20 protein-coding genes are annotated in these 26,700 nt (G+C 64.4%); 8 read left to right on the top strand and 12 right to left on the bottom strand.

Annotated features, from left to right (window positions below):
* Positions 1–101 precede the first annotated feature (101 nt).
* Together IVB42_RS25395 and IVB42_RS25390 are read right to left on the bottom strand one after the other, a co-directional pair.
* Positions 102–2,987, bottom strand: coding sequence for a cell division protein (locus IVB42_RS25395; protein WP_026232600.1), 2,886 nt, complete (start codon positions 2,985–2,987; stop codon positions 102–104).
* Positions 2,988–3,197: 210 nt separating this feature from the next.
* Positions 3,198–5,105, bottom strand: a complete 1,908-nt coding sequence (locus tag IVB42_RS25390; protein ID WP_018453809.1) for a M3 family oligoendopeptidase — start codon at positions 5,103–5,105, stop codon at positions 3,198–3,200.
* Positions 5,106–5,232: 127 nt separating this feature from the next.
* Here IVB42_RS25390 and IVB42_RS25385 point away from each other — a divergent pair, with 127 nt between their 5' ends.
* The 3 genes from IVB42_RS25385 (at position 5,233) to IVB42_RS25375 (ending at position 11,179) form a co-directional block, all read left to right on the top strand.
* Entirely contained in the window at positions 5,233–6,726 is a 1,494-nt protein-coding gene (locus tag IVB42_RS25385; RefSeq protein ID WP_018453808.1) for a sigma-54 dependent transcriptional regulator, read from the top strand.
* Between the two features lie 362 nt (positions 6,727–7,088).
* Entirely contained in the window at positions 7,089–9,269 is a 2,181-nt protein-coding gene (locus tag IVB42_RS25380; protein ID WP_026232599.1) for a L,D-transpeptidase family protein, read from the top strand.
* 275 nt (positions 9,270–9,544) lie between these two features.
* The gene (locus tag IVB42_RS25375; protein WP_026232598.1) at positions 9,545–11,179 is read left to right on the top strand and encodes a DUF882 domain-containing protein; all 1,635 of its coding nucleotides are present in this window, start codon (positions 9,545–9,547) and stop codon (positions 11,177–11,179) included.
* A gap of 15 nt (positions 11,180–11,194) precedes the next feature.
* Here IVB42_RS25375 and IVB42_RS25370 read toward each other — a convergent pair whose 3' ends face one another.
* The 3 genes from IVB42_RS25370 to IVB42_RS25360 form a co-directional block, all read right to left on the bottom strand.
* Positions 11,195–11,614 carry a hypothetical protein gene (locus IVB42_RS25370; protein WP_018453805.1) on the bottom strand — a complete coding sequence of 140 codons (420 nt, stop codon included), beginning with the start codon at positions 11,612–11,614 and terminating at the stop codon, positions 11,195–11,197.
* 60 nt (positions 11,615–11,674) lie between these two features.
* Positions 11,675–11,947: a DUF2312 domain-containing protein gene (locus IVB42_RS25365; RefSeq protein ID WP_007596286.1), complete on the bottom strand. Its 273-nt coding sequence runs from the start codon at positions 11,945–11,947 to the stop codon at positions 11,675–11,677.
* Between the two features lie 209 nt (positions 11,948–12,156).
* Positions 12,157–12,459: a DUF1244 domain-containing protein gene (locus tag IVB42_RS25360; protein ID WP_007596287.1), complete on the bottom strand. Its 303-nt coding sequence runs from the start codon at positions 12,457–12,459 to the stop codon at positions 12,157–12,159.
* Positions 12,460–12,636: 177 nt separating this feature from the next.
* On the opposite strand from IVB42_RS25360, the gene IVB42_RS25355 reads away from it, so the two are divergent.
* Both IVB42_RS25355 and pyk read left to right on the top strand, forming a co-directional pair.
* Positions 12,637–13,230, top strand: a complete 594-nt coding sequence (locus IVB42_RS25355; RefSeq protein WP_018453803.1) for a DUF1036 domain-containing protein — start codon at positions 12,637–12,639, stop codon at positions 13,228–13,230.
* Positions 13,227–14,663, top strand: a complete 1,437-nt coding sequence (gene pyk / locus IVB42_RS25350; RefSeq protein ID WP_026232597.1) for a pyruvate kinase — start codon at positions 13,227–13,229, stop codon at positions 14,661–14,663. The genes IVB42_RS25355 and pyk overlap by 4 nt, the downstream gene beginning before the upstream one ends.
* Positions 14,664–14,814: 151 nt before the next feature.
* On the opposite strand, the gene IVB42_RS25345 is transcribed toward pyk, so the two are convergent.
* On the bottom strand, positions 14,815–15,495 hold the full coding sequence (locus IVB42_RS25345; protein WP_026232596.1) for a TetR/AcrR family transcriptional regulator: 681 nt from the start codon (positions 15,493–15,495) through the stop codon (positions 14,815–14,817).
* Between the two features lie 268 nt (positions 15,496–15,763).
* Here IVB42_RS25345 and IVB42_RS25340 point away from each other — a divergent pair, with 268 nt between their 5' ends.
* A complete protein-coding gene (locus tag IVB42_RS25340; protein WP_018453800.1) occupies positions 15,764–16,747 on the top strand; it encodes a phosphatase PAP2 family protein in 984 nt (327 codons plus the stop codon).
* A gap of 229 nt (positions 16,748–16,976) precedes the next feature.
* Here the strand turns inward: IVB42_RS25340 and IVB42_RS25335 are convergent, their stop codons facing one another.
* Positions 16,977–17,141 carry a Flp family type IVb pilin gene (locus tag IVB42_RS25335; protein ID WP_007614256.1) on the bottom strand — a complete coding sequence of 55 codons (165 nt, stop codon included), beginning with the start codon at positions 17,139–17,141 and terminating at the stop codon, positions 16,977–16,979.
* Between the two features lie 298 nt (positions 17,142–17,439).
* Between IVB42_RS25335 and IVB42_RS25330 the strand changes: the two genes are divergently transcribed.
* Entirely contained in the window at positions 17,440–18,954 is a 1,515-nt protein-coding gene (locus IVB42_RS25330; RefSeq protein WP_204512217.1) for a hypothetical protein, read from the top strand.
* Between the two features lie 62 nt (positions 18,955–19,016).
* Positions 19,017–20,201, top strand: coding sequence for a glycosyltransferase family 87 protein (locus IVB42_RS25325; RefSeq protein ID WP_018453798.1), 1,185 nt, complete (start codon positions 19,017–19,019; stop codon positions 20,199–20,201).
* A 329-nt stretch (positions 20,202–20,530) separates the two neighbouring features.
* Here IVB42_RS25325 and ftsH read toward each other — a convergent pair whose 3' ends face one another.
* The 5 genes from ftsH to IVB42_RS25300 form a co-directional block, all read right to left on the bottom strand.
* On the bottom strand, positions 20,531–22,453 hold the full coding sequence (ftsH, locus tag IVB42_RS25320) for an ATP-dependent zinc metalloprotease FtsH (protein ID WP_007596301.1): 1,923 nt from the start codon (positions 22,451–22,453) through the stop codon (positions 20,531–20,533).
* A 214-nt stretch (positions 22,454–22,667) separates the two neighbouring features.
* Positions 22,668–23,783, bottom strand: coding sequence for a tRNA lysidine(34) synthetase TilS (gene tilS / locus IVB42_RS25315; protein WP_018453796.1), 1,116 nt, complete (start codon positions 23,781–23,783; stop codon positions 22,668–22,670).
* Between the two features lie 74 nt (positions 23,784–23,857).
* Positions 23,858–24,916 (bottom strand): tol-pal system protein YbgF, encoded by a 1,059-nt coding sequence (gene ybgF, locus IVB42_RS25310; protein ID WP_018453795.1) that lies wholly within the window; start codon positions 24,914–24,916, stop codon positions 23,858–23,860.
* 187 nt (positions 24,917–25,103) lie between these two features.
* Positions 25,104–25,592 carry a peptidoglycan-associated lipoprotein Pal gene (gene pal / locus IVB42_RS25305; RefSeq protein ID WP_026232595.1) on the bottom strand — a complete coding sequence of 163 codons (489 nt, stop codon included), beginning with the start codon at positions 25,590–25,592 and terminating at the stop codon, positions 25,104–25,106.
* A gap of 236 nt (positions 25,593–25,828) precedes the next feature.
* The gene (locus IVB42_RS25300; RefSeq protein ID WP_026232594.1) at positions 25,829–26,593 is read right to left on the bottom strand and encodes a hypothetical protein; all 765 of its coding nucleotides are present in this window, start codon (positions 26,591–26,593) and stop codon (positions 25,829–25,831) included.
* Positions 26,594–26,700: the final 107 nt, after the last annotated feature.

The raw sequence follows: 26,700 nt of genomic DNA, 5'->3' as shown, positions 1-26,700 counted from the left end.
CCGGCAAATCAGGTCATTTGGAATTCCAATGGGCGGGAATTCGGCTCAGACCGGTGATCCGCCCGTCAGAGGCGGTCTCCGATGCCACGAGCCGAGGCCTCTCAGCGCAGGCCGAGCGCACGGCGGACTGCGCCGATCGGCTCCACCTTGCTGTCGCAGAAGTTTCGCTTTGCGCAGCGTTCTCCCGGAACGTTGACGACGATTGCATCCGCGCCGGCATCCTCGGTGAGAAAACCGTGGCTCATGTGGAAACCCAGCGCGCGGTAGACCTCGAACTGCTCCTCCGAGAAGAACTGGTCACCGGTGGTTTCATGCGGGAAGGTGTCGTTGCGGCGTGCATAGTCGCGGATGTAGTCGTTCTCGTCTCCGGTCAGGGACGACTTGATGTACACGAGGTACCCCTTTTCCCCCGAGCCGTAGTCGATGGTGCCGACCGCCACGTGCGGTCCGCCCGCCGTGCGCCGGGCCGGGGATTTGGTTGCGTTGCACTTCATCCACTCGAGCGTGGTGTTGCGGATCGGCGTCCACGGCAGATCGATGATGATCCCGAGATCGATGCGCGCATAGCGCTGCAGCGTCACCAGGGATGAGAAATTCATGGGTGCATCGGCTTCGGCGTCAACCGCGATGATCACCTTGCAGCGTCGTCGCAACAACTCGTAGACACCGAGATTCTCGATGTGTCCGCCGTCCGTCAGGTAGACCGCATCGGCATTCTCGTAAAGCCGGCCCGAGATCTCAGACCATAGAAACAAAGGGGTCGAGTGGTGCTGCGGCTTGTCCTTTGTCGAGACCCAGCGCGGGTTCTTCAACCAGTACCCCAGGCGCACGTTGAGGAGCGCCAGGGTCGGGGTCAGCGAGCGGATCGACCCCGAGCCCATGTTCGACGAAGCAGCGGCCCCGGAGATTGCCATCGCGGTCGCAAGATCGAGGCCCGGCGCGACCTTCTCGAATGCCGGTGTATTCGCATAGCCAGTGGCCTCGCTGCCGACGTGCAGCGGCGAGAATATGAAGAAATCCGCGTTCCGTCCCCGCCGATTGGCGAAGTCGGATCCTTGGATGTTCAGCGCGGCGTTGATGATGGGATATGGCGAGGCCAGGCTGCATTTTTTCGATGTCGCGACCGTCATCGCTCCCGCTGGATCGACCCCGTAGACCATCTGATGTAACAGACCGCTCAGCTTCTCCTCGTCGAGCGGAAGGAAATCCCTCCCCTGGTCCAGGCTCGGCATGTTCCGCGACGGCTCCCCGTCGGCGTAATAGAGCGGATTGAACAAGAAGGCCTTGCTGAGGCGATCACGATAGAGCCGGTGCAACGAATTGGCATTCGGCCCGAGAACCCACGACAGGCCGAACATGGCCGAGCCCGACAAGAAGTAGAGCAGCATCATCCGCCAGCTGACACTGTTGCCGAACTGGTACTTCGACCAAGTGAATTTGTCCGGGGACTGCAATGACGCAACGGAAAACAGCCATGCGGGAATGTGCGAGATCGGCCCCACCGGCTTGGAGACGACGACCTTCGCTTCGCGATTGGTGATTTCGGCCGAGAGCTTGCGGGTCGCCGAGTCAAACTGGACATTTCCCTTGACATCGACACCGGCCGCGGGCGGCACGGGTTGCACGCCAGCCGCTCCCCACTCCTCGATCATGGGGTATTGACGGTAGGCGGCGTCGAGGGTCTTGTCGTTCGCGATGCCCCAATAGCAAAGATAGAGATATCCGACCCAGATCAGCAAGGGCAGCGCCAGTCCCGCGACAAGCACGGCTGCTTTCGCCGCATGGGCGAGCAGGCGTGATCCCAGGTCCGAGGCGCCGGCGCCCTTCAGCAGGTCGGCGAATTGCTGCCGGAACAGCGTGACAGCCGCCGCAACCGGCGCAGTGATGGCCGCAAGCGATTGGACCCACTTGATTGCAACGCCGCCAATGATGCCGCCGGACTGAGTCGTGTTAGCGTCGGCGACATCGAACATCTGGGCGATCATGAAGGGCTGAAATTCGAAGAAGCAGATGGCGGCAAGCAGAACGAGATAGGTCGCGCCGACCGTCGACGGATAGCCGCGGAATTCACCTCCCTTGGTCGACGAAATCGATCGCAGCACTGCCCAGCCAAAGAAAAGCGCAAGGCCGAGCAGGACCGCTGCAAGCGAAAGGCCAAAGTGATCGACATTCAGGCAGCTGGCGATCGCACAGATGAGACCCATCGCAAACGCAAGACCGGCCAGGTACCGAAACAGCTCGCGCCGCCCGACTTTGAAAAGGCGCCCGACCAACAAAAGCAGCAAAGCGACAACAAGGCCGACAAGAAAGAAGGCAGGCATCAATCCCAGGCTGGAGAGGGGACCAAGATTGTGGGTGTCGTCGACGCTCAGGCCGAAGAAATTGGTCGTATAGAGTGACGAGCGTGCGGCGTTGGACAGGATCGTGATCACTGCAACGAGCAGTACAACCGGCAGCGTCAGGCTCAGATTGGCAACGAGTCCACGCACGACGATTGCGACGCCGGTGATCAGGTCGCGCGCGCCGGCCGGAACGAGATAGTTCGAGTAATTCCGGATATGGCCCACCGCAGGCGTGTCACTGATCTCATTTGCGCTCTCGGCTCCAGGTGTCGGCGTGCTTCCGAAGACGAAATTCTGCGCCCGCGTCATGGTCGCCGTAAACGAACAGCCGGTGTAACCGCCGCCCGATACGGTCGACAGATAGTCGATGTGCTTGATGAGCCCGTGGTGATTGAAAGCCTGCAAGACGCCGAGGCAGATTGCGGAGGATCGGATCCCGCCGCCTGACAGCGCAAGGCCGACCGTGTCGATCGCCTTTTCGTCGCCAGGGTATGCAACGGGATCCATACCCTGGGCTAGGCGGCGGTTGTTGATGGCTGCGAGCTCGCGCTTGACGATCTTCCGGTGCTGCGTCCCCCACAGCTGCTGTTCCCCCACAGCCCGTGGCGGCTCCACCTTGGGGTCTGGGGCACTGATCCTGGCCATGTTCGCCTCCCTGGCCGAGCACACGCGACGATCAACGATCACAGATTGCATTGCAGGTCGAACCCGCCTGCAAGAATTAGTCCGGTCCCGGGCACAAACGTTCAATGTGCATGGCGGGATCTTTACAACCCGCCTCCCCCGTTGTCGGAACAACGGGACACTCGGACGGCCGACCCGACCTGCTCGCTGCAGCGCTGAAGGCGGTTCGGCTCAGCCCATCGCTTCCAGTTCGTCGATCATGCCGGCGATGACGCTCAGGCCGCCGTCCCAGAACTTTGGATCCTTGGCATCGAGCCCGAACGGCCGCAGCAGTTCGGAATAATGCTTGGTGCCGCCGGCGGCGAGCATGTCGAGATAGCGCTCGGCAAAGCCTTCGGCCGCGTTCTCGTAGACGGCGTAGAGCGAGTTCACGAGACAATCGCCGAATGCATAGGCGTAGACGTAGAACGGCGAATGGATGAAGTGCGGGATGTACATCCAGTAGTTCTCGTACCCCGCTTTGATCTCGATTGCCGGACCAAGGCTCTCGCCCTGCACCGAGAGCCAGATCTCGCCGAGCCGCGTCGCGGTGAGCTCGCCGTTCTTGCGTTCGGTGTGGACCGCGCGCTCGAAGGAATAGAACGCGATCTGCCGCACCACGGTGTTGATCATGTCCTCGACCTTGCCGGCGAGCAGCGCCTGGCGCTGCCTTGCGCTCCTGGTCTGCGCCAGCAGCCGCCGGAAGGTCAGCATCTCGCCGAACACGCTCGCGGTCTCCGCCAGCGTCAGCGGCGTCGGCGCCATCAACGCGCCGTTCCTGGCCGCCAGCACCTGATGCACGCCATGGCCGAGCTCATGGGCGAGCGTCATCACGTCGCGCGGCTTGCCCTGGTAGTTCATCAGCACGTAGGGGTGCGCGGACGGCGTGGTCGGATGCGAGAAGGCCCCCGGCGCCTTGCCCGGACGTACCGGCGCGTCGATCCAGCGGTCGGCAAAGAAGCGCTCGGCGATATCAGCCATCTTGGGCGAGAAGCCGCGATAGGCGGAGAGCACCATGTTTCGCGCATCGCCCCAGCCGATCACGTCGGTCGCAGCAAAAGGCAGCGGCGCGTTGCGGTCCCAATAGGCCAGGCGCTTCCTGCCGAACCAGCGTGCCTTCAGCGCGTAGTAGCGATGCGACAATTTTGGATAGGCTGCGCGCACCGAGGCGACCAGCGCATCCACCACCTCGCGCTCGACGCGGTTGTTCAGGTGCCGGGAATCTGCGACGTCCTTGAAGCCGCGCCAGCTATCGGAGATGTCCTTGTCTTTGGCCAAAGTGTTGGTGATCAGCGCAAAGGTGCGCTCATTGGCCTTGAAGGTCTTTGCGAGCGCCTCTGCCGCGGCCTTGCGCTTGGCGCCGTCGCGGTCCTGCAACAGATTGAGCGTCGGCTCGATCGCGAGCTCCTTGGGCCCGACCTTGAAGCGCAGGCTCGAAATGGTCTGGTCGAACAGCCGATTGAAGGCGGAATAGCCGGTCTGCGCCTTCTCCAGGAAGAGCTGCTCGAGCTTGTCCTCGAGCTGGTACGGTTTCTCCTTGCGTAGATCCTCGATCCAGGGACGGTAGTGCGCGAGCTCGGTGGCCTGCATCGCGCGGTTCAAAATATCGTCATCGATCCGGTTGAGCTCGAGCGCGAAGAACAGCAGATGCGTCGATGCCGCCGTCAGGCGCTCGGAAACGTCGCCGTAAAACTTTGAAATCTTGGGGTCCACGCTGTCGCCGGCATGAACGAGGCCAGCGTACGAGCCGAGCCGGCCGGCGAGGTCGTCGATCGCCTCATAGCGTCGCACGGCTTCTGCGAGCCATTTTCCGCCATCTTCCTTTGCTGTTCCTGTTGCGAGCTTGCCCTTGTAGTCCGTCTCGAACGCGACGCAATCGGCATCCATCTTTGCGAGATCGCGCGCCACTTCCGGCGCATCGATCCCGGAATAGAGGTCGGCGAGGTTCCACTCCGGAAGCTTGCCGGTCTTGCTCGCAGGCTTTGCGGGTGAAGGTCTGGAGGACTTTGCCTTGATGACCGATTGCTTGGTGCCTGGTTTGCGGAGAGCAGACTTTTTGAGAGCAGACTTTTTGAGTGCAAGCTTGGAGCTCGAATTCATTGTGTGGGAAACCTGTGTTCAACAATCGCGACGGCGGGCGGGGGCATCAGGATTTAACAGTGCGTTAATCGGCTTCGGCCAGAGTGCCCCGATTCGAGACAGATAGTAGTAGCGTGCGGGGAACACCATGGCTGCCAGTATTTTGATCGCCGACGACGACGCTGTAGCCCGCCGGCTGGTCGAAAACATGGTGCAGAAATGCGGCTATGAGACGATCGTGGTGGACTCCGGCGATGCGGCGATCGCCGCCCTCACCGCCCCCGACGCGGCCATCGACGGCGTCATCCTCGATCTCGTGATGCCCGGCCTCGACGGCATGGGCGTGCTGGCGAAAATCCGCGAAGCGGGTCTCAGCATCCCCGTCATCGTGCAGACGGCCCATGGCGGCATCGACAATGTGATCTCGGCGATGCGCGCGGGTGCGGCCGACTTCGTGGTCAAGCCGGTCGGCCTGGAGCGGCTCCAGGTCTCGCTTCGCAACGCGCTCAATTCGTCCGCGCTCAAGGGCGAACTGCAGCGCATCCGTCACAGCCGCGAAGGCCGGCTGACCTTCTCCGACATCATCACACGCGCCGAGGCGATGGCGGGCGTGATGCGCGCGGCGCAGAAAGCAACAAACTCCTCGATCCCGGTGCTGATCGAGGGCGAGTCCGGCGTCGGCAAGGAGATGTTCGCGCGTGCCATTCATGGCAGCGGCGAGCGCAAGGCCAAGCCGTTCGTCGCGGTCAATTGCGGCGCGATCCCCGACAACCTCGTCGAATCCATTCTGTTCGGTCACGAGAAGGGTGCCTTCACCGGCGCCACCGAACGCCACACCGGCAAGTTCGTCGAAGCTCATGGCGGCACGCTGTTCCTGGACGAGGTCAGCGAGCTGCCGCTGAGCGCGCAGGTCAAGCTGCTTCGCGCGCTCCAGGAAGGCGCGGTCGAGGCGGTCGGCGGCCGCAAACCCGTGAAGGTCGACGTCCGCATCATCTCGGCGACCAACCGCAGGCTGCTCGAGCGGGTCAAGCAGGGCCACTTCCGGGAAGACTTGTTCTATCGCCTGCACGTGCTGCCGCTGACGATCCCATCGCTGCGCGCCCGGCGCGAGGACATTCCGCATCTGCTCAGGCATTTCCTGGCGCGCTTTGCCGCCGAGGAGAACCGCCCCATCACCGGCATCAGCGGCGAGGCCGTTGCGCACCTTGCCCAGCTCGATTGGCCCGGCAACATTCGCCAGCTCGAAAACGCGGTCTATCGCGCCGTGGTGATGAGCGAGGGCGACCAGCTTGGCCTCGACGACTTCCCTCTGATCGCCTCGCAGCCGCATCCGGGAACAGACATTCCGACCGCGCCGCTGATGCTGGAGCCGATCGCGGCCCCCTCCGTGGTGTCAGGTAATGAAATACCGATCGCGCCGCTGCCCATGGCGGGTGCCCTCTCAATGCTGACCGCGACCGGCGACGTCCGGCCGCTGGAAGACATTGAGAACGAGATCATCCGTTTCGCGATCTCGCATTACCGCGGGCAGATGTCGGAGGTCGCCCGCCGCCTCAAAATCGGCCGGTCCACCCTCTACCGCAAACTCGATGAAGCCGGAGTTCCCGGCCATGGCGGCAAAAGCGGTGAGGAGACGCACTGAGCCGGACGCGAACGGCGGTTCGTCCGGGCGGAGCGATACGACTGTAAGCCGTTCGTATGACGACGGAATTCGACTGCGATTTGAACCGTGACTTGGAAGTGACAGACACAGGGAAAAGCGCGTGGCAGAAGCGCACAATCCGTTGCCAAGAGGCGTGCTTGAAGTCAGTTTGTCGTGAGTTGTCCCGGGTAGCGCTGGCTGCGAAATCGGGGCCTGTATATCGTCCGCGTAAGATTCGTCTGCGTAGGAATCGTTGCGTGCAGGCGTGCAACTTTCGAGAGGCCGGCGCGGTTTAGCCGAAGCTCAATAGGCGATAACGAAGCTGTTCCACGGGGGACAGTTCACCCGAGGGGTGCGACACAATGCGTGACTGTTTGAACCACCGTGCAGGCTTTGACCGTGTCTTGATCACGGTCGCGGCGACCTTCCTCACGGTATCGGCCAGCTCAGCCCTGGCGCAGGATCAGGCGCACAGCAGCGCTGCCGAGCTCGCGATCGAAGCCGCCATCCCGCGCCCCGAACCCGCAAACGTCCCGCCCCCGACCGCATCAGACATCAAGCTCGACACCACCGCCACGGTGGTGGACCCTGCTAAGGAGCCCGCCAAGGAACCCCTGAAGGCCGAATCCGCCCCCGCGCCGGACAAGGTCGAGACCAAGCCTTCCGACGTCGCCACCACGCCCGCCGCCGAGGCGACGAAGAGCGAGACGGCGAAGACTGAACCTGCCAAGACCGAACCTGCCAAGGCCGACACGGCGATCCCAACGCCGGCCGCGCCCGCCACCGCTGCGGCTCCGGCCTCGGAGCCGGTGAGGGCCGCGAGCAACGTTCCCGCGGCCGACCAGCCGGTCGCCGACAAGCTCAAGGACATCATTGGCGCAAAGGCCTCGCGCTATCTCGACCGTAAGAACGAACGCGCTGCGATCGAGAAGTTCTACGGTGCACGCGACTTCGCGCCGGTCTGGAGCCAGGGCGGCAGCCTGACCGCTGCGGCCAAGGGCGTGATCGCACGGCTGAAGGACGCGGCGTCCGACGGTCTCAATCCCGCCGATTACCCGGTGCCGGACTTCGCGGCCGCCACGACACCCGATACGCTCGCCGATGCCGAGCTCAAGCTCACCGCCAGCATGTTCGACTATGCGCGCCAGGCCCAGAGCGGCCGCATGCACTGGTCGCAGGTCAGCGGCGACATCCTCTATCCCGAGCATCCGGTCGATCCGAACGAGGTGCTCGCCAAGGTCACGACCGCGGCGGACGCCTCCGCGGCGCTCGACAGCTACAATCCGCCGCAAAAACTTTACAAGGAGCTGAAGGCGAAGCTCGCGGAGCTCCGCGGCCAGGGCAACGGCCCGGTGATCGAGATCGCCGATGGTCCGGCGCTGAAATACACCCCGGCCGGCAAGAAGCAGGCTGAAATCGTCGTTGAAGATCCGCGCGTGCCGCAGCTGCGCGCCAAGCTCGGCATCACCGAGAACGCCAGCGACACCCGCTATGACGCGGCGGTCGCCGAAGCCGTGCGCAAATTCCAGAACAGCGCCGAGCTCAAGGCGACCGGCATCCTCGACGACAAGACGGTGAGGGCGATCAACGCCCCGAAGCGCGACAAGCAGATCGACGTGGTGCTGGTGAACATGGAGCGCTGGCGCTGGCTGCCGCGCGACCTGGGCGCGCCCTCGCTGGGCGATGCCTATGTCATCCTCAACATTCCCGACTACACGTTGAAGGTGATGCAGCGCGGCCAACAGGTCTGGACCACCCGCGTCGTCACCGGCAAGCCCGGCACGCATGCGACCCCGCTGCTCACCGAGACGATGAAGTACATCACGGTCAATCCGACCTGGAACGTGCCGCCGTCGATCGTCTACAACGAATATCTGCCGGCGCTTCAGCAGGACCCGACAGTGCTCCAGCGCATGGGCCTCAAGCTCGAACAGAACCGCGATGGTTCGGTGCACATCTCGCAGCCGCCCGGTGAAGCCAACGCGCTCGGCCGCATCCGCTTCAATTTCCCCAACAAGTTCCTGGTCTATCAGCACGACACGCCGGACAAGAACCTGTTCGCCCGGGACGAACGCGCCTTCAGCCACGGCTGCATGCGCGTGCAGAACCCGGATCAGTACGCCTCGGTCCTGCTCAACATCGCGATGCCGAACGAGAAGTACACGCCGGAACGCATCCGCAGCATGTACGGCAAGAGCGAGATCGACCTGAAATTCCCGACCCCGATCCCGGTCAACATCACCTATCAGACCGCATTCGTGGACGATGGCGGCAAGCTGCAATTCCGCAAGGACGTCTATGGCCGCGACGCGACCATGATCAACATCCTGAAGAACGGTCGCGGCAAGGATCTCGAGAACGTCGTCGCGCACTCCCAGCCGAGCTATTCACGCCCGGCGACGACACTGCCGAACGGGGTGTTGGCGGCCAACAACGGCGGCTCGTCCGGGCCGAATTTCTTCGAGCGGCTGTTCGGAGCGCCCACCCCGCCGCCGGCCCCGGTCGGCCGCCGGCCGCAGCAGCAGCGGGTATTCACCCGCTGAGCCAGGCCGCCCGGCGCCTGATTTCCTGAAATTCTGCAGTAAAATCAGCGACCTCATCCTCTGGATGGGGTCGCTTAACGTTAACCATTCTCCACCTGACCTCAGGCAGCGGGCGTTTTTTTGCCACACTCACCCGGTTAGGTTCGCGATCTGACTTGGTTTGGGGGCGGGAAGGTCAACCTCGAATTAACCTTCTCGCTTTAACAAAGCGTTCATCCTCTTTCGCGCGCTAACGGGGTTAGCGGGAGAGTCCATTTTGAACGCTCGTCGACTGGGTGGGCTCTAACGTGCTGACTGGAATCGCACGCCAATTCGCTGTGCTGTCGTTGTCCCATGCGGGAGTGAAGGCCGGATCCAGAATCGGCCTCGCTGCCGTATTGCTGCTTGCTGCCGCGGGTTCAGTTCACAACGCCGCCGCGCTCAACGAGACCAAGACGCTCTCCTTCCACCACACCCATTCCGGCGAAGACCTCACCGTCACCTTCAAGCGCGACGGACGCTACGACGAAGCGGCGCTGAAGCAGCTCAACCACTTCCTGCGCGACTGGCGCAGCCAGGACGAGACGGTCATGGACCGTCACCTCTTCGACATCCTCTGGGAAGTCTACCGCGACGTCGACGGCAAGCAGCCGATCCAGATCATCTCCGCCTACCGCTCGCCCGCGACCAACTCCATGCTCCGCCGCCGCTCCTCCGGCGTGGCGCGCTTCAGCCAGCACATGCTGGGGCATGCGATGGACTTCTACATCCCGAACGTGCCGCTGGAGCAGATCCGCTTCGCCGGCCTGCGCCTCCAGCGCGGCGGCGTCGGCTTCTACCCGACCTCCGGCTCGCCGTTCGTACATCTCGACACCGGCAGCATCCGGCACTGGCCGCGCATGACGCATGACCAGCTCGCCCGGGTCTTCCCGGACGGACGCACCGTCCACCTCCCGACCGACGGCACGCCGTTGAAGGGTTATGAGCTCGCCAAGGCAGAGATCGAGCGGCGCGGCAGCGGCGAGGATTCCGGCAGCAAGTCGAATTTCTTTGCCGCCCTGTTCAAGGGCAAGTCGGCTCCGGCCGCGGCGAGCAACGACGAGGATGACGAGGGCGCGCCCGCCCCGTCCGCGAAGACTGTCGCGCCGACCGTGGTCGCCGCCGCGACCAAGCCGGCCGATCCGGTGCCGACGCCGCGCGCCAAGCCGTCAGTCGCGGCGACGATCCAGCTCGCCTCGGCCGATGCGCAGATCGTCGCGCTTGCCAAGCCGAAGCCGGCCCCCGTGGCTGACAAGCCGGCCGCCGGCAAATCTGCTGACGCCAAGCCCGAGACCCCCGCCGACATCATCAATGCCCGCGGCTTCTGGGATACCCCGACTGCGCCGCAGCAGGCGACGCCGGCCCAAATTGCTGCGCTGAAGGCACGGCAGGCGCTTGCCGCCGCCACCGATCCGCAGCCGACCGCGAGCGTGTCCAGCGCCGCCTATCAGGCGCTGGCCTACGCGCCGGCGTCCGCCTCCCCGGTCGACCGCGCCAATGTCGTCGCCGCCTCTGCGCCGATCCCGCGCTCCGCCCGTCCCGCCGCCGCATCGCGCAACGTTGCGCCCGCGACCGAGATCAACACGGTGGTCGGCAAGCGCATCGACGGCATGGTCGCAACCGCGACCCGGCTCTCCGCAGCCAAGGGCGAAAGCATCTGGCTCAAGATCGTGATGCTGTCGCCGAGCGCCAGCCGCGCGATGTCGGTCACGCTGATGGGCGAGCTCGACACCGCCGCAATGCGCGCCTACTTCGTCAAGCCGCAGTCCGTGATCGCCATGGGTTTTGCCGACGATCCGATGCAGGGCCTGTCCTGCGACAGTTTCTCGGGCACCGCCACCGCCAAACTCGAGACGACGTCCTTCGTCGTACGGACGGCTTCGCTGCGCTGACGTCTTCGCGCGCCGCTAACGCTTCCTCCGTCGATCCAGATGATACGTCAACGCCAGCAACAGGCAGACCGATAGGTCCTGCTTCGGCAGCTTGCCCGACACCGGCAACAGCAACGCCCTGGTCTGCCGATATTCGAACTGATCGGGAAAGCGTTCACGAAAGGTATCGACCAGCGTCGTCTTGCAGTTGAACAGAATCGCGGCGTGCGCGGAGTCCTTCAGGCGGCCGAGCCGGATCGTGCTGCCACTGCCGGTCTCTTCGGTCAGATAAGCAGGCTCGCCCCATTTCAACGTTTCGGTAAGACGGCCGATGCCTTCATGCGCCGCGGCGGCCGCGAAGATCAGCTCGCGTACCCAAAGCAGCCGCTTGCCGATCGACGCCGGAAAAGCATCGTAGGCACGGCTTACCTCGCGCGGCAGCGGCGGCGCAGTCACCGCGGTCTCCTTCGATCGGCATGGTGTCGCCCTGGCGAAAGCCAGGACGACACCGATAGCTCAGATCATCCCCAGTGCTTGCATGTAGGTCTCAAGGATCGTCTCGGCCTCGGCGCGCTCGTTCGGGTCCTGCTTGCGCATGCGCACGATGGTGCGCAGCGCCTTGACGTCGTAGCCGTTGCCCTTGGCCTCGGCGAATACGTCGCGGATGTCGTCGGAGATCGCCTTCTTCTCTTCCTCCAACCGCTCGATGCGCTCGATGATGGACTTGAGCTGGTCCTTGGCAAATTTCGTCGCGGGCTCGTCGTCGCGGACGGCGGCGGAGGTGGCCATCTTGGTACTCCCAATGGAACTGGCAAAACGAGGTGACGCCGGCATCCTCACCGCGCGTGCTGGTTAGACCCTTAGGGTTCGGACCTCTCGCGTTCAAGGCAGCATCGCGCTCGTCCACAGCGCGCCCACACCTTCCTGCGGCGTGTCGAAGAAAGCGGTTGTGTGATGCGACTCAAAGGCACCGCATATCAGGCTGCCGGCGAGGCCGTTCAGTGCCCCGGATGAACCTTCTTCATGGCATCGAGCTGCTCAGGCGTGGCCGCGCCCTGGTATTTCGACTTCCAGGCCTCATAGGGCATGCCATAGACGGCTTCCCGGCTCTCATCCTTGCTCAAGGCGACGCCTTGGGCGTCGGCGGCGTCCTTGAGCCAGTTGGACAGGCAGTTGCGGCAGAAGCCTGCGAGGTTCATCAGGTCGATGTTCTGGACGTCCGTCCGCGTCTTCAAATGATCGACCAGGCGCCGGAAAGCGGCAGCCTCGAGTTCCGTTCTGGTTTTGTCGTCAATTGCCATGGCTGGATCCCTCGGCTTTGCGAATTGGCTGTGACCTGGATGGGTCACCCTTACGAGATCAGGTGGGGCCTGTCACAGATTTTGCCATATCGCGGCGCAAACGGGCGCGAAGCCGGCTTCAGGCAGTTCCTGGGCCCTACGCCAAATCGTCAATGATCTGATATAGCTTCCGCGACAATGATCGCCGAATCTCCCCGCTCCCGCCTTCGCCTGCTCGCCCGGTTGGTCCCGGTGCTGGTGGTTGGCCTGCTGTACCTCTGGGCCAGCCCGGCTTCCGCCGATTTCCGGCTCTGCAACAACACATCGAGCCGGGTCGGCATCGCGCTCGGCTACAAGGATGCCGAGGGCTGGACCACCGAAGGCTGGTGGAACATCTCGTCGCGCTCCTGCGAGACCCTGCTGCGCGGAACTCTGGTGGCCCGCTTCTATTACATCTACGCCATCGACTATGACCGCGGCGGCGAATGGTCGGGCCAGGCTTTCATGTGCTCGCGCGATAAGGAGTTCACCATCCGCGGCACCGAGGATTGCCTTGCGCGCGGCTATGACCGGACCGGCTATTTCGAGGTCGATACCGGCGAGCAGCGGGCCTGGACGGTGCAGCTCACCGATGCCAACGAACAGCCATCAAAGCAGCAGCGCGTGCCAGGCCTCCCCGGCCCTGTTGGCCCGGGGGTCCCGGGTTTGCCCAATGGCCCGCCCGGTGGTACGCCCCCCGCCGCGCCTGGCCTCCCGCCAGCTCCCTCGCCCCCGTCTGGAAATAAGCCATGAGGCGTCTTCGCCGTATCAAGATTCTCGCGACCCTTGGACCCGCTTCTTCGGACCTCGCGATGATCCGCCGCCTGTTCGAGGCCGGCGCCGACCTCTTCCGCATCAACATGAGCCACACCCCGCATGACAAGATGCGCGAGCTGGTGGCGACGATCCGCAACGTCGAGAGCAGCTATGGAAGGCCGATCGGCATTCTGGTCGATCTCCAGGGGCCAAAGCTCCGGCTCGGTGCCTTCGCCGAAGGCGCGGTCCAGCTCCAGAATGGCCAGACCTTCACGCTCGATTCCGACAAGGCGCCGGGCGACACCACCCGCGTCCAGCTCCCGCATCCGGAGATCCTGGCCGCGCTGCGGCCGGGCCACGCGCTGCTGCTCGACGACGGCAAGGTGCGGCTGATCGCCGAGGAGACCTCGAAGGAGCACGCGGTGACGCGCGTCGTGGTCGGCGGCCGGATGTCCGACCGCAAAGGCGTCAGCCTGCCCGACACCGACCTGCCGGTCTCGGCGATGACGCCGAAGGACCGCGCCGATCTCGAAGCGGCGCTGGTCACCGGCGTCGACTGGATCGCGCTGTCCTTCGTGCAGCGCGCCGACGACGTGCTCGAGGCCAAGAAGATGATCCGCGGCCGTGCGGCGGTGATGGCCAAGATCGAGAAGCCGCAGGCGATCGATCGCCTCGCCGACATCATCGACGCCTCCGACGCCCTGATGGTGGCGCGCGGCGACCTCGGCGTCGAGCTGCCGCTGGAACGCGTGCCGAGCCTGCAGAAGCAGATGACGCGCATGGCGCGGCGCGCCGGCAAGCCGGTGGTGATCGCGACCCAGATGCTGGAATCGATGATCCAGTCGCCGGTGCCGACCCGCGCCGAGGTCTCCGACGTCGCCACCGCCGTCTACGAAGGTGCCGACGCCATCATGCTGTCGGCGGAATCGGCGGCCGGCAAATTCCCGGTCGAGGCCGTCTCGACCATGAATCGCATCGGCGAGGAGGTCGAGCGCGACCCGATTTATCGCTCCGTCATCACCGCACAGCGCCCGGCCCCGGAAGCCACCGCCGGCGATGCCATCGCGGACGCTGCGCGGCAGATCGCCGAGACGCTCGACCTGCCGGCCCTGATCTGCTGGACCAGTTCGGGATCGACCGCCGTGCGCGTGGCGCGCGAGCGGCCGAAGCCGCCGATCGTGGCGATCACGCCGAACGTCGCGGCGGGACGCCGGCTGTCGGTCGTCTGGGGCATACATTGCGTGGTGGCAGAAGATGCGCGCGACCAGGACGACATGGTGAGCCGCGCCGGCCAGATCGCGTTCCGCGACGGCTTCGTCCGGGCGGGCCAGCGCGTGATCATCGTCGCCGGCGTGCCGCTCGGCATCCCCGGCACCACCAACATGGTGCGCATCGCCTCGGTCGGCCCCGAGGGCGAAGCGAATATCTAGCTCCGCCGGCACCCGGCAAACAAAAAATGTCGAAAACAACCCCATGCACAGTAGCCGGCGGGTCCGGCGGATGTGCTGAGGTTTTTTGAAAAGGCGAGCTCGAGCAACGGCCTGGGCGCGATCAGGTCCGCCGGTCGATCAGGATGACGTTTTAGGCCCCAACCAGCGCTTTCGCCGTCGGCAGCAGCGTCTGCTGCACGACGAGCCCCCTGGCGCGGGCGTCCATGACGCCGACCGCGCGGAGCGCCAGCAGCGTCACGGTCTGCACGGCATCGCGCATCCTGGCGGGATCGTCGAGATTGTCCGGCGCGAGCGGTCCGACCAGGGCCTCGTGCAGCGCGCCGAGCAGCGCGGTGGCAGCAAGGGCCGTGTCCTGCGCCGGCAGGTGGCCGGCGCGCACGGCGGCGTCGATCCGCGAGGCCATCTCGCCCGCGATCTCGCGCCGGCTGGCGAGACGTGAAGCGCTGACATCGACATCGACCGGCTCGGCCAGGATGCCCCAGGCGAGCCTGCGCTGTGACAGGGTATGGACAGCCACGGTGGTGACCGCCGCCGCCAGCGCCGAGGACGGCCCCGGCGCGGCATCGGCGGCTCGCCGGATCGCCGTGAGCTCGTCGCGGGAGACTTCGGCAATCAACTCGGAGATCAAATCGGCCTTGGAGGGGAAGTAGCGGTAGACCGTACCCGCAGCGACGCCGGCGCGAACCGCGACTGGCGCAATCTGCACCGCCGCCATCCCGCCTTCCGCCGCCGCCTCCCGCGCCGCCGCCAGTATCGCACTGCGCCGGGCCGCAAGGCGCTTCACCACTTGATGCGTCCGCCGATAAACCATGGCGCGCTTCCTGTCCCACACGCCGGTCGCACGCCTTGCGGCCGAACGCTTCGTCACTGATATCGCAAATCGCCCCGCAAGGACTGAACAACTATTCAGAGTGGATGACAAGGTGCAAATGCATGAAGCGTCACGCAAAAAAAACGCGAGCTCAAACAGCTAAAAACGTCGCGAACTGCTTTGGTGAAGGGGTAACCACGATCGTTACCGCCATCTTAAACCTGCTCCGCGACTGTGCTGCGGTATCGCGATCCCACCTCGGTGCAGCATGGTCGACACGGACGCCCGGACCGCCTGGCAGCTCTTCCACCTGAACTGGCTTCCCATCGCAGCCATGGGCAGCCTGCTGGCGCTGGGCCTCGCCTTCACCGGCCTGAGCCTCGAACCAGTCGCCTATTGGGTGACGCTGGCAGTTGCTGCAGTCTTGCTCGCGCTGGCCTATGGCCACCGCATCGTCAAAGGCGAGCTTGCCGACCCGAAGCTGCTGTTTTCGCTCGGAACGATCGGACAGATCATTCTCACCTGCGCCATCGTCGGACCGCTCAGCTATGTCGCGGCTAAGCTGAACTGGCCGCTGCAGGACCAGGCGCTGCTTGCGATCGACCGTGCACTCGGCCTCGATCCCGAACCGATCGCGCGATACGTCAACGACCATCCCTGGCTCGCGGACTGCCTGGCTCGCGGATATGGGCTGATCAAATTGCCGCTGCTCGGCATTCCCGTCGTGCTGGCACTGACGGCGCACTATATGCGGCTGCAATTGTTCATGCTCGCGATGAGCCTCGCGCTCGCGGTCACCATCGCGATCTCCGCCGTCGTGCCCGCGATCGGCACCTATTGGGGGCTGCAGCTGTCCGCCGCGCATTTTCCCGAAATCAACACCGCGGTCTATGCCGGGCAGTTGCGCGACATCCTCGCGCTTCGCGACGGTAGCCTGCACGAGCTCCAGTTGTTCTTCCTCGCCGGCGTTGTCTCGTTTCCGAGCTTCCACGCCGCATCCGCCGTGCTCTACATGTGGGCGCTGTGGCCGGTGCGCGGCCTCGGCGGCATCGCGGCTGCGCTCAATCTGCTGATGATTGCGGCAACACCGGTGATCGGCGCGCATTACGTCATCGACGTCGCCGGCGGAATCGCAGTCGCCGCAGCGTCGATCTGGGCGGCGAAATTCTATCTCGAATGGCACCGCCGCGCGCAGCAGACGTCTGCCGCGCCTGCGCCGTCGGCGGTCTGGCAGCCCGGCCTCGCGGAATGACAGCCGACAAGTTGCCCTAGGGTCCGCGCGTAGCGGCGTGCCCGCCGGCAACTTTCAATGTTCAATGTTCTCGACGGTGGGAACGCCTGCGCTTTCGGAGCCGCGGCAGACGCTTTGCCGCCCTACAAGCTTGCTACAGCTTCACGACTTCCCAGATCCGGAAATCGTCCGCCAAAAGAAAAGAGCCCCGTCAAGGACGGGGCTCTTTGAATTCGCGATTCGTACAGCGTTACTTGAGGCTGCTCGAGATCGAGGTGAACTTGGCGTTCAACGTGGTGCCCAGGTTATTGACGACAGTGATGATCGCCAGCGCAATGCCGGCGGCGATCAGACCGTATTCAATAGCGGTGGCGCCGGATTCATCTTTCGCAAAACGCGCAACGAGGTTCTTCATAAAGAGCTCCAAATGAGTACACGAGGCTACAACTGATCTGGTCTTTTGGGCTTCCCAGCGCCGCTTGACCATGGAACCGAACGTAGAGGCAAAGAATTGCGCCGCAGTTAATTCGACTGCGGAAACACAGAGCGGTTTGCGTGTATGCGTCGATGGTAAACCGAAATCTAAAACGATCCGTTAAATTGTCGAGACATCAAGCCGGCCCCGCCTCACCGGTTTACCCGGAATTATGACCGCCGTGGTCCAATGTCGATCGCTCGGCACAACGACAAAAACACCAGGACGACGAGGCGGCATGTCCCTTTCCTTTGCCAACAGCATCACGGTGCAGGGTCGTGCGCGAGCCCTGGTGCCGCTGTGCGTCGGTGCGGGCGCCTATCTCTTCTTCGCGTATGTCGGCGACACGCTGCTTCAGGACTCCGACTCGCTCTGGCAGATCAAGATCGGACAATGGATCCTCGATCACCAGGCGCTTCCCTACACGGACTTCTATTCCTTCACCCGTCCGGGGGCGCCCTGGGTTTCGACCTCATGGCTGTCGCAGGTCCTGTTCGCCCTCTCCTATGCGCAATGGGATTGGGCCGGCCCGGTGGTCCTCACCGCGCTTGCGGTCGCATTGTCGGCGGCGATGCTGGTCGGCCTGCTCGAGGCCCATCTGGAAATTCCGCGAGCGGTCCTGTTCGCGATGTTCGCGCTGTTGCTGTCGCTGCACCACGTTCTGGCGCGGCCACACATGCTGGCGCTGCCCGTGATGATCGCGTGGGTCGGCGTATTGATGGCCGCAGCCGACCGCAAGGGCGCCCCGTCATGGTACTGGCTGCCGCTGATGTCCCTGTGGTCGAACCTGCATGGCGGCTTCGTGCTGGGCCTGGCCCTGATCGGCCCGATGTCATTTGTGGCGCTCTGGGGCATGGAGTCCGGCAAGCAGGTCCGACTGCTGTCGCGCTGGTTCCTGTTCGGTGTTGCGGCACTCGCCGCAAGCTGCGTCACGCCTTATGGCTGGCGCACATTGCTCGGCGCGATCAACATCCTCAATCTGGGCGAGCTGCTGACGATCATCTCCGAGTGGGCGCCCGCGAACTTCGCCTCCTTCAACGCATTCGAAGGCGCGCTGTTCGGCCTGATTGCGATCGGGCTGTATCGCGGCCTGACGCTCTCGCCCCCGCGTATTCTTCTGATCCTGCTTCTGACCTGGATGGCGCTCACCCACGTCAGGAGCATCGAGGCCTTCGCCTTCCTGGTGCCGCTGGTGCTGGCCAAGCCCCTCGGCGAACGGTCTGCGCTGCCGCAGCCTGGCACGCAGGGCGGCGAGAGTTGGGCTGCCCGTTACGTCACCGCGACCGGCGCGCTGATGATCGTGGCCGCAGGCTGGACCTCGACCTCACTCTACATGGCGCATCACCGCTTCACCTTCACGATGGATCAGACACCGGTCGCCGCCGTCGATCTGCTCGAGAAACGCAAGGCGCAACGCATCTTCAACGCCTACCAGTTCGGCGGCTATCTGATCTCGCGTGACATCCCGGTCTTCATCGACGGCCGCGCCGAGCTCTACGGCGAAACCTTCGCCATGGACGTCTTCAAGGCCGTGGAGCTCAAGAAGCTCGACAGTCTGACGCGGCTGCTCGACGCGTACCAGATCGACGCCACGCTCATGGTCGCGGACGCACCGGCCGCCCAGGTGCTGGACCACATCAAGGGCTGGAAGCGGCTCTACGCGGACAACATCGCCGTGATCCACGTGCGAACCGGCGGCACAGAGGCCGGCGCGATGCCGGAAGCGGAGTCCTCGAGGGAAGCCGTCAAGTGAGCGCGTCAGCTCAGCAGCCGATATCCGGTCCATCGCGCCGCTGGATCGGAATTCCTCTCGTGATGCTGCCAGCGTTTTCGATCGCAACGCTCTTCGCCTGGGGCGTCCTGATCTCCACCTTCACCCATCCCGGTTGGATCGGGCTGAACCACGTCGCTCCCGGCACCGACTGGATGGTGTTTTACGGCGCCGTCAAATCGTCGCTCGCCGGCAATCTTGCGCTGGTCACCGATGGTGACGCGTTCACGGCCTATCTCAACCAGTCGTTCGCATCATGGCTCACGGTGCCTCTGGAGTTCCGTCCATGGTTCTATCCGCCCGGCTTCCTCGTTCTGCTGCTGCCATTCGCGCCGCTTGGCTTCATCGGCTCCTATGTCGCATTCCAGGCCGCGACCGCAGGCTTCCTGGCCTGGGCGCTTCGCAACCGGTCCGATCAGCCGCAACTGACGCCCTACATCATCGCGGCCGTGCTGGTCTCGCCATCGGCATCTCTCAACCTGGCCGATGGACAATGCGCCTTTCTCGTTGCCGCACTGCTGGTCGCGGGCGTCAGGCTGCTCGGACCGCGACCGCTCCTGGCCGGGGCAATCCTCGGGCTGCTGAGTTTCAAGCCGCAATTCTTCCTGCTCGTCCCGCTCGCGCTAATGGGGGCGCGCCGCTATGGCAGCCTGTGCGCTGCTGCATGCTCGGCATTCGCATTGGCGGCTGCAAGTGCCATGATTTTTGGCGTCGAATTGTGGCTCTGGTGGATACCGCAGGCGTACAACAATCTGGTCAGCCCCGACGCGAAATGGCTGGCCTATGGCCGCATCTGGGGTCACAGCGTGTGGGCCTGCGCGATGCTGCTAGGCCTGCCGGAGCGGCTGGCCTCCATCCTGCAGCTGGCCGCGATCCTTTCGAGCGCGGCGGCAACGTTCGCGGTCTTTCGCTCCTCGCTCCGTACCAACAACAAGCTGATCGTACTGCTTGCGGCAACCGTGCTGGCAGCCCCGCATTCGGGCCCTTATGACGCGACGCTGCTGACGGTCGCCGTCGTGCTGTGGCTTGCCGCATCGATCGATGCTCCACGCTTTCGCGACTGGCTGATCGGGCTCGGCATCTGGATGGTGCCGTTGCTCAGCCCGGCGGTGTATATTCCGGCGGGACGACTATCGCCGCTCCTCATCGTCGCTCTCATCGGCGTCGTGTTCGGCGCGTTGCGCAGTCCGGCAGGGTCTGGCGAGCCGGCAATGTCGCCGCATTCCTGAATCCAATCTGCGGCTGGGATGCGGGCGCCGAAGTGATGACGCAAACTCCGGAGCGTGTGCCACCACTTCTAGCGTGATTGGCGAGAGATGGTGGGCCCGGCGCTTAGGCACCTTTGCCTGCCGTACTTCTGAGTTTCCAGTGCAACTGCATCAAAATCGTCAATGCGAGCGCAGTGAAGCAAATCCAGACTGTCACCGCGGATCTATTCTGGATTTCTTCGCTGCGCTCGCAATGACGGGCGCTGAGTTGGCACCACCCGCAAATCACCATCACCAACAAAAAACGCGGCGTTTCCGCCGCGTTTTTCAATTCGATCTGCCGTACGCGATTACGCCTGCGGCTGCGGCTCCAGGCCGGGATCCGGATCGGGTCGCGGGCGCGACTTGCCGGCCGGCGGCACGGCCGAGGCGCGCGGTGTGGTCGGCTCGAGCACGGATTCGCGGTTCGGCTTCTTGCCCTTGAGCAGGTCGATGATCTCGTCGCCGGAGAGCGTCTCGAATTCGAGCAGGCCCTTGGCGAGAGCTTCGAGATCGGCGCGCTTCTCGGTGAGAATACGCGTTGCCTCGTTATAGCCTTCTTCGACGAAGCGCCGGATCTCGGTATCGATCTTCTGAACCGTCGCTTCCGATGCGTTCTGGGTGCGCGACACCGACATGCCCAGGAAAACCTCGTCCTGATTCTCGCCGTAGGACACGGTACCGAGCGCCTCGGACAGGCCCCAGCGCGTCACCATCATGCGCGCCAGACGCGTCGCCTGTTCGATGTCGGACGACGCACCCGAGGTTACCTTCTCGCGACCGAAGATCAGCTCTTCGGCGACGCGGCCACCCATCATGATGGCAAGGCGCGAGGTCATCTGCTCCAGCGACATCGACAGCTTGTCACGCTCGGGCAACTGCATGACCATACCCAGCGCACGCCCGCGCGGAATGATGGTCGCCTTGTGGATCGGATCGGTCGCGACGACGTTGAGGCCGACGATGGCGTGGCCGCCCTCGTGATAGGCCGTCAGCAGCTTCTCTTCCTCGGTCATGACGAGCGACTTGCGCTCGGCGCCCATCATCACCTTGTCCTTGGCTTCCTCGAACTCGGCCTGGGTCACCATCCGCTTGTTGCGGCGGGCGGCGGTGAGCGCGGCTTCGTTGACGAGGTTCATCAGGTCGGCGCCGGAGAAACCCGGGGTGCCGCGCGCGATGGTCTTGAGGTTGATATCCGGCGCCAGCGGCACCTTGCGGACGTGGACCTTGAGGATCTGCTCGCGGCCGACGACGTCCGGGTTGGGCACCACGACCTGACGGTCGAAGCGGCCGGGACGCAGCAGCGCGGGATCGAGCACGTCGGGACGGTTGGTCGCGGCGATCAGGATCACGCCCTCGTTGGCCTCGAAGCCGTCCATCTCGACCAGCAACTGGTTCAGCGTCTGCTCGCGCTCGTCATTGCCGCCGCCGAGGCCGGCGCCACGGTGACGACCGACGGCGTCGATTTCGTCGATGAAGATGATGCAGGGCGCGTTCTTCTTAGCCTGCTCGAACATGTCGCGGACGCGGCTGGCGCCGACGCCGACGAACATCTCGACGAAGTCAGAACCCGAAATGGTGAAGAACGGCACGTTGGCTTCGCCCGCGACCGCACGCGCGATCAGGGTCTTGCCGGTGCCGGGAGGTCCGACCAGCAGCACGCCGCGCGGAATTCGGCCGCCGAGGCGCTGGAATTTGCCGGGGTCGCGCAGGAATTCGACGATCTCCTGCAGGTCCTGCTTGGCCTCGTCGACGCCCGCGACGTCCTCGAAGGTGACGCGGCCATGCGCTTCAGTCAGCATTTTTGCGCGCGACTTGCCGAAGCCCATCGCCTTGCCGGCGCCGCCCTGCATCTGCCGCGACAGGAATATCCACACGCCGATCAGCGCGATGAAGGGCAGCCAGGAGACCAGCAGCGAGACGAACCACGGCACGTTGTCGCCGGGCGGCTTCGCGGTGATCTGCACCTTGCTGTCATAGAGGCGCTTCACGAGCGTCGGATCGCTCGGCGCATAGGTCTGGAAGCTCGAGCCGTTGGTGAAGGTGCCGTGAATGTCCGGCCCCTGGATTACGACGTCGCGCACATTGCCGCGGTCAACCTCGCTCAGGAGCTGGGAGAAGGCGATGTCCTGCGAGGAGGCGCGCTGACCCGGATTCTGGAAGAGCGTGAACAACGCCAACAGCAGCAGGACAATGATGACCCAGAGGGCGAAATTGCGCAGATTGGCGTTCATCGATCTTCCTTCGTGGTCGCGCGGATCGCGGCCTGAGCCTTGGGCAGTTATTTGGGCAGCGCGAGGAAATCCCCAAGGAATCCTCTCGGTTAGACGCATACAATCTAGGTGTCGCTCCGGTCGCTGCCAAGGGAACGAGATGGGACTATTTAGCCCATCTTAGTCCGATTCCCGCTGAAATAATGGCGCCCGGATCCGGGTTTTTCCTGCCTGGTTAAGGTGTCCTCACGGCGCGGTCTCGAAATGGCCGGTGCCATGATCCGCCCTTATCCACCCTTGATCCACCCTTGCGCCGGGCCGGCGCCGGGGCGATGCGGATACGTCCCCCGGCAAGGCTGATCAAGGCTCCCGCAAGCGTCTGCTTCAGGGCCGGCCGGCCATTTGCGGGTGCGCGGGCACTTGCGGCAATGGCCTGATCGAGCACGGCCAGGAGGGATTCGACCTTGCCGAGTTCCGCCGGCCCCTCATGCCCGAACGCGTTGATGGCCCGCAGCAGGATCCGCAGCCGGACCTCCTCCGGCAGGGCGGCAAACCCGGAGGCCTCGAAGCTTCGAACGCCGGCCTGCGGCGCATCGCCGCGATCCCGCAAACGGAGGAAGCGCTCGGCTCCATCGGTCAGCACCTCGACGGCCAAATTGGCGCGCGCCAGCCTTGCCGCGAGCCGAGCCAGGCTGCGGGCATCACCGCCCTCCGCCGCGAGCTGCGGCAGCAGCGCACGCAGCCGCGGCCGGGTAAAGGCAGCGTCGTGGTTGGTGGGATCGTCGGCAAAGCCGATCTTCGCCCGCTTCAAGGTCGCGATCAGCTGCGACTTCGGAACATCGAGTAGTGGACGCGCAAGAACGACGCCGTCGCGCTCGGTGAGACGGGCCATCGCCGACAGCCCGGCTAATCCGCTGCCGCGCACAAGCCGCATCAACAGGGTCTCGGCCTGGTCGTCGCGGGTGTGGGCGGTCAGCACGTGGCTCGCACCGGCGAGGCGCGCGGCCTGCACAAGCAGGCGGTAGCGAGCTTCGCGCGCGGCGGCCGGCAGTCCCGTTTTCGGCTTTGCCCCGCGCCAGCGCACGGTCCGGTGCGGCAGGCCAAGCCCGGTTGCGAGACGCTTGACCGCGCGCGCCTCGCGCGCCGCCTCCGGCCGCAAGCCGTGGTCGATGGTGACTACGGTGAGACGCGGGCCGCGCGAAAGGCTGCGATGCCAGCGCGCCGCAAGCCACATCAGCGCCACCGAGTCGGGCCCGCCGGAGACCGCGAGCAGCAGTCCCTGCGCGCCTTTCAGGCCTGCGAAGAGGCGCTTGGCCTCACGCGCCGAGATCGGTGAATTGTCCTCTGACATGACACTGCAATCGTCCGCGGATGGACACTGTTTAGCGCAGCGCCATCCGTCTTGTCAGGATCAATCGCCGCGCCTCAGCACTTCACCCGCTTCTGCTCGCGGTCGACCGCAGCTTTGACGCCGGCGGAAGCGCGCGGATATTTGCGCCCGACTTCACCGAAGGCGGCACACGCCGCCTCCTTCTCCTTCAGCGCCGCCAGCGACTGGCCGAGCCGCAGCAGGGCATCCGGTGCCTTGGCGGATTTGTCGTATTTCGTGGTGACGGCGAGGAAGGCTTCCGCGGAGTCGCGATATTGCTGGCGCTGGAAATAGCTCTCGCCGAGCCAGTATTGCGCGTCACCGAGCAGCGGGTCGCTCGGATATTTCTGCGAGAAATTCTTCATGGTCTGCTCGGCCAGCGCGTAGTCCTTGCGCTGCATGTAGCCGATTCCGAGGTCGAATTCGTCGCGCGGCGTTGCCGAGGGCGGCAGGGTCGCAAGGCCCGTGCCGCCTGATGGCGCGGGAGAGCCGGATGAGACCGGCGGATAGCCGGGCTGCGCAGCCTGAGGCCCGACCGCCTGCGGATAGCGGGGGCCGCTGTTGGCGAGATCAAGCGGTTCGCCGGCGCCACGGCCGCCGGGCGCGCCGCTCGGGGCACCTGCAGGCATCGGTTGCTGCCCGCCGCCGAGCGCGCGCGGCGCACCCGGCGCATTCGGACTCTGGTTCGGGTCGAAGGCATCGCCGCGGCGGCGCGTGCCCGGCGCGCCGGGCGCAGGCTGCTCCTGAACGATCGGTGCCGGAGAGGCGATCTGCGGCTGCTCGTAATTCGGCTGGGCCGCTTGCTGGTGCGGCGGCTGCTGGCGATAGGCCGGCGCGGCTTGTGCGGGCGGCATGGCCGCGACATTGGGCTGGACCGGCGTCTGGCCGGGCGAAGCTTGCGCGCCGCCCTCGAGCGCTCTTAGCCGCTCTTCGAGCTGGCGGTTGCGATATTGCAGCTCTTCGTTCTGACCGGTGAGCTGGCGCAGCTGGTTCTCCAGCCGCTCGATCCGCATCTCGGGATCTGCATCGTCCGATTGTGCGAGGGCGGGCGAGCACAACGAAAGCAGCGCGGCGATCGCCACGGTGCCGGTGAAGACCTTAAATCTGGATGACATCTTGCCCTGACGACGAAAGCGAAATGGCCTGCGACCGAACATTCGACGCGCCACACATTGAAGGGGAGTACGCCAAAACTGTGACTGTAACAAACGGGTTTCTGTCACAGATCGCTGAAACGAAACCGGCGCCCGAGAGGGCGCCGGCATAATCGCTATCTGAAGATGAACGGCGCCTGACCGATCGTCAGGAGCTCGCGTTCAGCACGGTGACGGCGCGGCGGTTCTGCGACCAGCAGGAGATGTCGTTGCAAACGGCCACCGGCCGCTCCTTGCCGTACGAGATCGTGCGCATGCGGTTCGGATCGATGCCGCGCGAGGCGAGGAACGAACGCACCGATTGGGCGCGGCGAGCGCCGAGCGCGATGTTGTATTCGCGGGTGCCGCGTTCGTCGGCATGACCTTCGACGGTGAAGCTGTAGCGCGGATAGCTCTGGAGCCACTGCGCCTGCTTCTCCAGGGTCACGATCGCCTGCGGGGTCAGATCGGTCTGGTCGCTTTCGAAGAACACGCGGTCGCCGACATTGACGACGAAGTCTTGCTGGCTGCCCGGCGTCGCCGCGTTGGCCATCGCATCCGTGGCAGAGTTCTTGTTGGCGCAGGCACCCATCGACAACGCGACGGCAAGCACCGCGGCCAGCTTCAATCCCTGGAGGATGCGCATAGGATGTTTCATTCCGGAGCCTCCACGCTCACGTTTCGTCCACTGCTGTCCGGTCTACAGGGGGTTGGTTAAGCGAACGTTCCGTCAACCTTGATGGAACCTTGCCACAGCCGGTCAAATGCCCCCAACCAGCGAAAAGCAACCGTCATGGTTAATGGGTTGTAAATGTGGCGCGACGGTGAAGGCAAGCCGCAACGACCGGCAAAAACCGCGGCCTTTGCTGGAATTTTAGGCTCGTCGCGTGGGGCCTAGCGGGCAGAACCCGTTGCCGAGACGGCTACGTCCGGGGGCCGCTGCGTGGCCAGCGACACCGGGCGCGCGGCAGCCTGGCGGGGGCTGCTGCGTTGAAACAGCATGCGCCGCTCAAACGCGCTGGAGCGCATGATCGGAAAGCGCGTCAGGACCTTTTCCCGCTGGTTCCGGAAATCGGACGCCATCAGCACGGCCTTCTTGGTGGGCCAGCCCGGAAACCCGCGTGGCTCCGGTGAAATGGTCTCGTGCAGGAAGATGCGACGATAAAACGCCTGGTGGTCGGTCCGGATCATGGCCAGCCCGGTATCGGCGTTGAAATGATCGCAGGCCACAAAGGCCAGCCGCACCGTCAGATAGGGCAGCTCCGGAAAACGCTGGTGCTTTTCGGGATCGGCAACAAACCGGCATGGATCGATGAGAACTTCGCCGCGGTCGAGGCGGGGATGCAGCACGTCGCCAAACACTTCGGTCGTGTAGGACATCCGCCAGTCCGACGTCAGGACGTGAATGCGAACGGAGCTGCAGAGCTCTCCATCGACATAGACCCCGAAATTCCAGGTGTTGGGCGCATCGTCGAAGCGATCGGTTACGCGCCGCGACTCCGACGGCTCGATCAGACCGGCGTGCAGATAGGCCCGGTACCGCATCAAATAGAGGTTGTCTCGGTCCTCGGGAGTTTCGATCAGGCGGTAATCGATGCGGTCAAACAGAGCGGCTCCCCGCGGAAGGAGCACCGTTTGCGGTTCAGCTCCAGACGTCATCCAGTACCCCTACACTCCAAAGCAACTTCTGCGAGTGTGAGGAGATTAATGGTTCATTAACGGAATTGCAAAGGCTTAGAAACGTTAGGGTTAACCTTTGCAGCCCG

It is taken from the genome of Bradyrhizobium sp. 45 (genome assembly GCF_023073155.1).
Classification (GTDB): domain Bacteria; phylum Pseudomonadota; class Alphaproteobacteria; order Rhizobiales; family Xanthobacteraceae; genus Bradyrhizobium; species Bradyrhizobium canariense_D.
This window is presented reverse-complemented; position numbering and strand designations above follow the sequence as displayed.